The sequence below is a fragment of the Shigella sp. SIG6 genome (genome assembly GCF_053555815.1).
This window is the reverse complement of the sequence record NZ_JBQZXC010000159.1, coordinates 1-6,525: the sequence shown is the minus strand read 5'-3', so window position 1 is coordinate 6,525 and position 6,525 is coordinate 1. Positions and strand designations below refer to the sequence as shown.

Annotated in this window: 8 protein-coding genes and 2 pseudogenes; 7 read left to right on the top strand and 3 right to left on the bottom strand. The window is 48.3% G+C overall.

What is annotated here, in order from left to right; all coding sequences use genetic code 11:
• The 4 genes from ACUU1M_RS17855 to ACUU1M_RS17840 all read left to right on the top strand — a co-directional run.
• Positions 1–348, top strand: a 348-nt coding sequence (locus ACUU1M_RS17855; RefSeq protein WP_005047909.1) for an ABC transporter permease, incomplete at its 5' end; no start/stop codon positions are given.
• On the top strand, positions 338–1,132 hold the full coding sequence (locus ACUU1M_RS17850) for an ABC transporter permease (RefSeq protein WP_000555458.1): 795 nt from the start codon (positions 338–340) through the stop codon (positions 1,130–1,132). The genes ACUU1M_RS17855 and ACUU1M_RS17850, both read left to right, overlap by 11 nt.
• 21 nt (positions 1,133–1,153) lie before the next feature.
• Positions 1,154–2,578, top strand: a complete 1,425-nt coding sequence (gene patD / locus ACUU1M_RS17845) for an aminobutyraldehyde dehydrogenase (protein WP_001163860.1) — start codon at positions 1,154–1,156, stop codon at positions 2,576–2,578.
• Positions 2,579–2,787: 209 nt separating this feature from the next.
• Positions 2,788–3,597, top strand: a complete 810-nt coding sequence (locus ACUU1M_RS17840) for a CatB-related O-acetyltransferase (protein WP_000867988.1) — start codon at positions 2,788–2,790, stop codon at positions 3,595–3,597.
• A gap of 401 nt (positions 3,598–3,998) precedes the next feature.
• Here the strand turns inward: ACUU1M_RS17840 and yncL are convergent, their stop codons facing one another.
• Entirely contained in the window at positions 3,999–4,094 is a 96-nt protein-coding gene (gene yncL / locus ACUU1M_RS17835) for a stress response membrane protein YncL (RefSeq protein ID WP_001303494.1), read from the bottom strand.
• Positions 4,095–4,288: 194 nt separating this feature from the next.
• On the opposite strand from yncL, the pseudogene ortT reads away from it, so the two are divergent.
• Positions 4,289–4,458: pseudogene (ortT, locus tag ACUU1M_RS17830) on the top strand (orphan toxin OrtT).
• Positions 4,459–4,543: 85 nt separating this feature from the next.
• On the top strand, positions 4,544–4,777 hold the full coding sequence (ydcY, locus tag ACUU1M_RS17825) for a DUF2526 family protein YdcY (protein WP_000018633.1): 234 nt from the start codon (positions 4,544–4,546) through the stop codon (positions 4,775–4,777).
• Here the strand turns inward: ydcY and ACUU1M_RS17820 are convergent, their stop codons facing one another.
• Both ACUU1M_RS17820 and ACUU1M_RS17815 read right to left on the bottom strand, forming a co-directional pair.
• The gene (locus tag ACUU1M_RS17820) at positions 4,778–5,227 is read right to left on the bottom strand and encodes a DMT family transporter (RefSeq protein WP_001076539.1); all 450 of its coding nucleotides are present in this window, start codon (positions 5,225–5,227) and stop codon (positions 4,778–4,780) included.
• Entirely contained in the window at positions 5,224–5,742 is a 519-nt protein-coding gene (locus ACUU1M_RS17815; protein WP_000027563.1) for a GNAT family N-acetyltransferase, read from the bottom strand. Before ACUU1M_RS17815 ends, ACUU1M_RS17820 begins: the two co-directional genes overlap by 4 nt.
• A gap of 180 nt (positions 5,743–5,922) precedes the next feature.
• Here ACUU1M_RS17815 and curA point away from each other — a divergent pair.
• Positions 5,923–6,525 (top strand): annotated as a pseudogene (gene curA, locus ACUU1M_RS17810) (NADPH-dependent curcumin/dihydrocurcumin reductase); the annotation flags it as partial.

The following is a 6,525-nucleotide window of genomic DNA, read 5'->3' as shown; positions in this document are numbered from 1 at the left end:
ATGATCCTGCCCGTTCAGGCGGCGCTTGAGCGTTTGCCGCCGTCATTGTTGCAGGCGTCGGCTGATCTCGGCGCACGTCCACGACAAACCTTTCGCTATGTGGTGCTGCCGCTGGCAATCCCGGGTATTGCCGCTGGCTCTATCTTTACCTTCTCACTCACACTGGGCGATTTTATCGTCCCGCAGCTGGTTGGTCCTCCAGGATATTTTATCGGCAATATGGTTTATTCCCAGCAGGGGGCGATTGGCAATATGCCGATGGCGGCGGCATTCACCCTGGTGCCGATTATTCTCATCGCACTGTACCTGGCGTTCGTGAAACGTCTGGGAGCGTTCGATGCACTCTGAACGCGCACCGTTTTTCCTCAAACTGGCGGCCTGGGGCGGCGTTGTTTTCCTACATTTTCCCATCCTGATAATCGCCGCCTATGCGTTTAACACTGAAGATGCGGCGTTTAGTTTTCCACCGCAGGGCCTGACGCTGCGCTGGTTTAGCGTGGCAGCACAGCGTAGTGATATTCTTGATGCCGTGACGCTGTCACTTAAAGTGGCGGCGCTGGCGACATTAATTGCGCTGGTGTTAGGGACGCTGGCAGCTGCCGCGCTGTGGAGACGAGACTTTTTCGGCAAAAACGCCATTTCGCTGTTATTGCTGCTGCCCATTGCGCTGCCGGGCATTGTCACTGGTCTGGCGCTATTAACCGCCTTTAAAACCATCAATCTGGAGCCGGGATTTTTCACCATCGTGGTCGGTCATGCGACTTTTTGCGTAGTGGTGGTGTTTAACAATGTCATCGCCCGTTTTCGCCGCACCTCGTGGAGTCTGGTTGAGGCGTCAATGGATCTTGGGGCCAATGGCTGGCAAACCTTCCGCTACGTAGTGTTGCCGAATCTCAGTTCGGCGTTACTGGCAGGAGGAATGCTGGCGTTTGCCTTGTCGTTCGATGAAATCATCGTTACGACCTTTACGGCAGGTCATGAACGAACGTTACCGTTGTGGTTGCTCAATCAGCTTGGGCGACCGCGTGATGTACCGGTAACCAACGTGGTGGCACTGCTGGTTATGTTGGTAACAACCTTGCCGATCCTGGGGGCCTGGTGGCTAACCCGCGAAGGCGACAATGGTCAATAACCACTGATACAGGAATAAGCTATGCAACATAAGTTACTGATTAACGGAGAACTGGTTAGCGGCGAAGGGGAAAAACAGCCTGTCTATAATCCGGCAACGGGGGACGTTTTACTGGAGATTGCCGAGGCATCCGCAGAGCAGGTCGATGCTGCTGTGCGTGCGGCAGATGCAGCATTTGCTGAATGGGGGCAAACCACACCGAAAGCGCGTGCGGAATGCCTGCTGAAACTGGCGGATGTTATCGAAGAAAATGGTCAGGTTTTTGCCGAACTGGAATCCCGTAATTGTGGCAAACCGCTGCATAGTGCGTTCAATGATGAAATCCCGGCGATTGTCGATGTTTTTCGCTTTTTCGCGGGTGCGGCGCGCTGTCTGAATGGTCTGGCGGCAGGTGAATATCTTGAAGGTCATACTTCGATGATCCGTCGCGATCCGTTGGGGGTCGTGGCTTCTATCGCACCGTGGAATTATCCGCTGATGATGGCCGCGTGGAAACTTGCTCCGGCGCTGGCGGCAGGGAACTGCGTAGTGCTTAAACCATCAGAAATTACCCCGCTGACCGCGTTGAAGTTGGCAGAGCTGGCGAAAGATATCTTCCCGGCAGGCGTGATTAACATACTGTTTGGCAGAGGCAAAACGGTGGGTGATCCGCTGACCGGTCATCCCAAAGTGCGGATGGTGTCGCTGACGGGCTCTATCGCCACCGGCGAGCACATCATCAGCCATACCGCGTCGTCCATTAAGCGTACTCATATGGAACTTGGTGGCAAAGCGCCAGTGATTGTTTTTGATGATGCGGATATTGAAGCAGTGGTCGAAGGTGTACGTACATTTGGCTATTACAATGCTGGACAGGATTGTACTGCGGCTTGTCGGATCTACGCGCAAAAAGGCATTTACGATACGCTGGTGGAAAAACTGGGTGCTGCGGTGGCAACGTTAAAATCTGGTGCGCCGGATGACGAGTCTACGGAGCTTGGACCTTTAAGCTCGCTGGCGCATCTCGAACGCGTCAGCAAGGCAGTAGAAGAGGCGAAAGCGACAGGGCACATCAAAGTGATCACTGGCGGTGAAAAGCGCAAGGGTAATGGCTATTACTATGCGCCGACGCTGCTGGCTGGCGCATTACAGGACGATGCCATCGTGCAAAAAGAGGTATTTGGTCCAGTAGTGAGTGTTACGCCCTTCGACAACGAAGAACAGGTGGTGAACTGGGCGAATGACAGCCAGTACGGACTTGCATCTTCGGTATGGACGAAAGATGTGGGCAGGGCGCATCGCGTCAGCGCACGGCTGCAATATGGTTGTACCTGGGTCAATACCCATTTCATGCTGGTAAGTGAAATGCCGCACGGTGGGCAGAAACTTTCTGGTTACGGCAAGGATATGTCACTTTATGGGCTGGAGGATTACACCGTCGTCCGCCACGTCATGGTTAAACATTAAGTTAGATGTTAGTGGCTGTTATAGGACGGCCACTATCGTTTTAGGTTCTGAGTTTAATGGCGGTTAAGTATTAGAATGATTACATTAATAACTGGCGTAAAAATTAGGCTAAATGTTTGATGGCGATTTTTCATCCTGTCACAGTTGATTAGCATAAGGCTTTAGAGTATCGTTATTAAACTAATACTTTATAAGTAGAAGTGTTAACAATGAAAGTTCAATTGTACAAATTCACGGAAGATAAAAATAAAACCCTTACCTTCAGATGGACGAAAAAACACTTTGAGTTTTGTATGGATAATAAAATCTTTTTAAATCATAAGGGGAAGAAGTCGTATAAAGAAAGGAATTTATTTCTTTTCTCAAAAGGTGACAAGATAACAATTGAAGATAATGTTATTGCTGAAGAATATTCAACAATGCCTGTGAAAAATTTCTCCAGTGTCGGCGCTTTTTCATTTCCGACCTGCCATTTTTCAGGGAATATACGTATAGGTCGATTTTGTAGTATTGCATCAAATGTAAAAATAATGGGTGGAAATCATCCTTTGAATCGTTTTACTACTCACATGATGACTTATAACGGTGAATTTGATAAGTTTGCTATGAGTGAATTTGAACGTAGCTGGACATTGAAACCATTCATTACCAAACCTGAAAATCCGATTATAGGAAATGATGTCTGGATAGGAAATGATGTTGTATTGAAAGGTGGCATCGCAATAGGTGATGGTGCTGTTATTGCTGCCAATTCCGTTGTTACCAAAGATGTGCCCCCATATGCCATAGTTGCAGGAGTTCCTGCAAAAATAATCAGATTTAGGTTTGATTCAAATGTTATTGATGAACTGTTGAGAATAAAATGGTGGAATTATAACTACTCAGATCTTCCGGATAATAACAAGTGTGATGATATAAATTATTTTGTTGAAGAGATGAATCGATTGATATCAAAAGGAAATATTCAAGAGAGGGACTATAAAAAATTCAATCTTTCTGAGGTATTCAGAGGCCTATAATTATCTGTTTTGCATGATAAATGGGCAAGATAACCAGGGCGGGGTTTGCAATTTCAATGGGGCAGCGTCATCAAGGAGGTTGCAAACATCCTGCCATGCATATACTTTACGCCATCTTTTTATATTTACGTTATTCCTTGAAAGTATAAAGCATTTATAGACTCCCGCGCGTATAAAGTATTCGTGATAGAAAAATGTGAAAACAAGATTCCGTTTGAATCAGTAAGCTGTTTGTATAGACGACAGTAGGGGGATATTTTCTACTCATTTCAATGTAGATGCCAGCAAAAAGAAGTAAATATTAAGGATAATGTTGCAAACTTGGAGAGTATGAGAAGATCTTGCGTACTGTCAGAGAGTTGATTTCTCTGACAGTACGTGCTGCGTGCAAAATCATTACATCAAATAAACCAGCCAAATCTCATAGAGATAAGAGTAAACAAACCAACAGCAGCAAAGACATTTATCAGTACTACAGTTCTACTGGAAACATTCATTTTTGCCACCTTTTATCATTGCCCCTATGTGTATAGTACGGGTTAAGAAAATCCGCAATAATACTCATTCTGAAGATGGATAAGGGCAAGTTGCTGTTTGATGATTTTTTCTCAAACTGGTGAAAAAACTTGATGCACGTCAAAAAATGGCGCATATTTGCGCGCGTTTTATTCATATGGCTGGACGCCCGTACATGTCTCTTTATCAACATATGCTTGTTTTTTATGCGGTTATGGCAGCAATCGCATTTCTTATCACCTGGTTTCTTTCTCACGATAAGAAACGCATCCGTTTCTTAAGCGCCTTTCTGGTGCCACATGGCCGATGAGTTTCCCGGTGACGCTGTTGTTTTCACTGTTTTAAATCTTACTCACTGGCTTGACGGCACCACGCAGACTTATATCATTTGGATTAATCGATAAATTTCACAAGTGGCTAAGGAGAAAGTATGTCGCATCTGGATGAAGTCATCGCGCGCGTGGATGCCGCGATTGAAGAGAGCGTCATTGCCCATATGAACGAATTATTAATCGCCCTGAGCGATGACGCGGAGTTAAGTCGGGAAGATCGCTACACCCAGCAGCAGCGTTTGCGCACCGCTATTGCTCATCACGGTCGCAAGCATAAAGAAGATATGGAAGCGCGCCACGAACAGTTAACCAAAGGCGGCACCATCCTCTGATTAAAATGAGCGTCTGGCCACCAACCAGGCGCCAACCACAAGTAAAATTGCGCCACATATTGGGCCGAACAACGCCCGTAGTGGTACGCCATGACTGCGGAAGATATCCAGCACCAGACCGCCAATCAGCTGGCTGGCGACCAGTACCGCAATAGTTGTCGCCGCTCCCACATTCTGATATCCGCTGATACTGGCGAAGACAAAAAACGAACCCAGCAAGCCAGGTATAAGTGTCCACCAGCGCACGCTGGACACCAGTTCGCCAAACCCCGCCATGCCTTGTTTAAACCATAAAATAGAAACAAAGAGCACAATCCCCACCAGTGAGTTCAGCAACATGGCGATGAGAATGGTAGAGGAGGTCTGGGTGATGCGCACCATCAGCGTGTTCTGGACTACCAGACCAATTCCGGCGGCAATCAAAAAAGCAAGGGTGAGCGACTGATTCATCCAATCGCGTCCGGTTCAGTGCGCTCGTCGAGTTGCAACTGCATAAATGTCAGATCCAGCCAACGACCAAATTTAGTGCCTACCTGCGGCATTTGTGCGGTGACGACAAATCCCAGCGACTGGTGCAGATGCAGCGAAGCCTGATTTTGCGATTCGATCCCGGCGACCATGACATGCTTCCCGCAATCCCGCGCTTCATCAATCAATCGGCTTAACAATTTACGCCCCAGACCTTTGCCCTGATGATCGGGATGGACATAAACCGAATGTTCCACGGTATGGCGAAAACCATCGAAACTACGCCAGTCGCCAAACGAGGCATATCCCGTAACTACGCCATCTTCTTCACTTACCAGCACCGGATAACCTGCTATGGTCCGCGCTTCAAACCAGGCAATGCGGTTATCTGCATCCACCGTTTGGTCATTCCAGATAGCCGCCGTATACAACACGGCGTGGTTATAAATTTCCGCAATGGCAGCACAGTCGGCTTTGCGGGCAAAACGGATGGACATGTCTGGCCTCAATAAAATAATGATGATGATGTTATCAATACTATCGAAAACAGCCCGAAGCAACGGATTCCTCGATGAAATTATTGCGTGTTGCAGAGGGGATGTGACGGCTGCAAACAAAACCAATCCCGTGAGCCTGCTACTATTGATGGATTCATGCCAAAAGCACAGGAGAGCATTATGGGGCAACAAAAGCAGCGTAATCGACGTTGGGTTCTGGCCTCGCGTCCACATGGCGCACCGGTTCCGGAGAATTTCCGTCTTGAAGAAGATGATGTCGCCACACCGGGTGAAGGACAGGTGTTACTGCGCACAGTTTATTTGTCCCTGGACCCGTATATGCGTGGACGTATGAGCGATGAGCCATCTTATTCACCGTCGGTTGATATTGGCGGCGTGATGGTCGGCGGTACGGTGAGCCGTGTCGTGGAGTCGAATCATCCTGATTATCAGCCTGGCGACTGGGTGCTGGGCTACAGTGGATGGCAGGACTATGACATATCCAGTGGTGATGACCTAGTGAAACTTGGCGATCATCCGCAAAATCCATCGTGGTCGCTGGGTGTGCTGGGGATGCCAGGCTTTACCGCTTATATGGGGCTGCTGGATATCGGTCAGCCTAAAGAGGGCGAAACGTTGGTGGTAGCTGCGGCGACAGGACCAGTGGGGGCGACGGTGGGGCAAATCGGCAAACTTAAAGGTTGCAGAGTGGTGGGGGTAGCCGGTGGCGCGGAAAAATGCCGCCATGCTACCGAGGTGTTAGGCTTCGATGTTTGCCTTGAT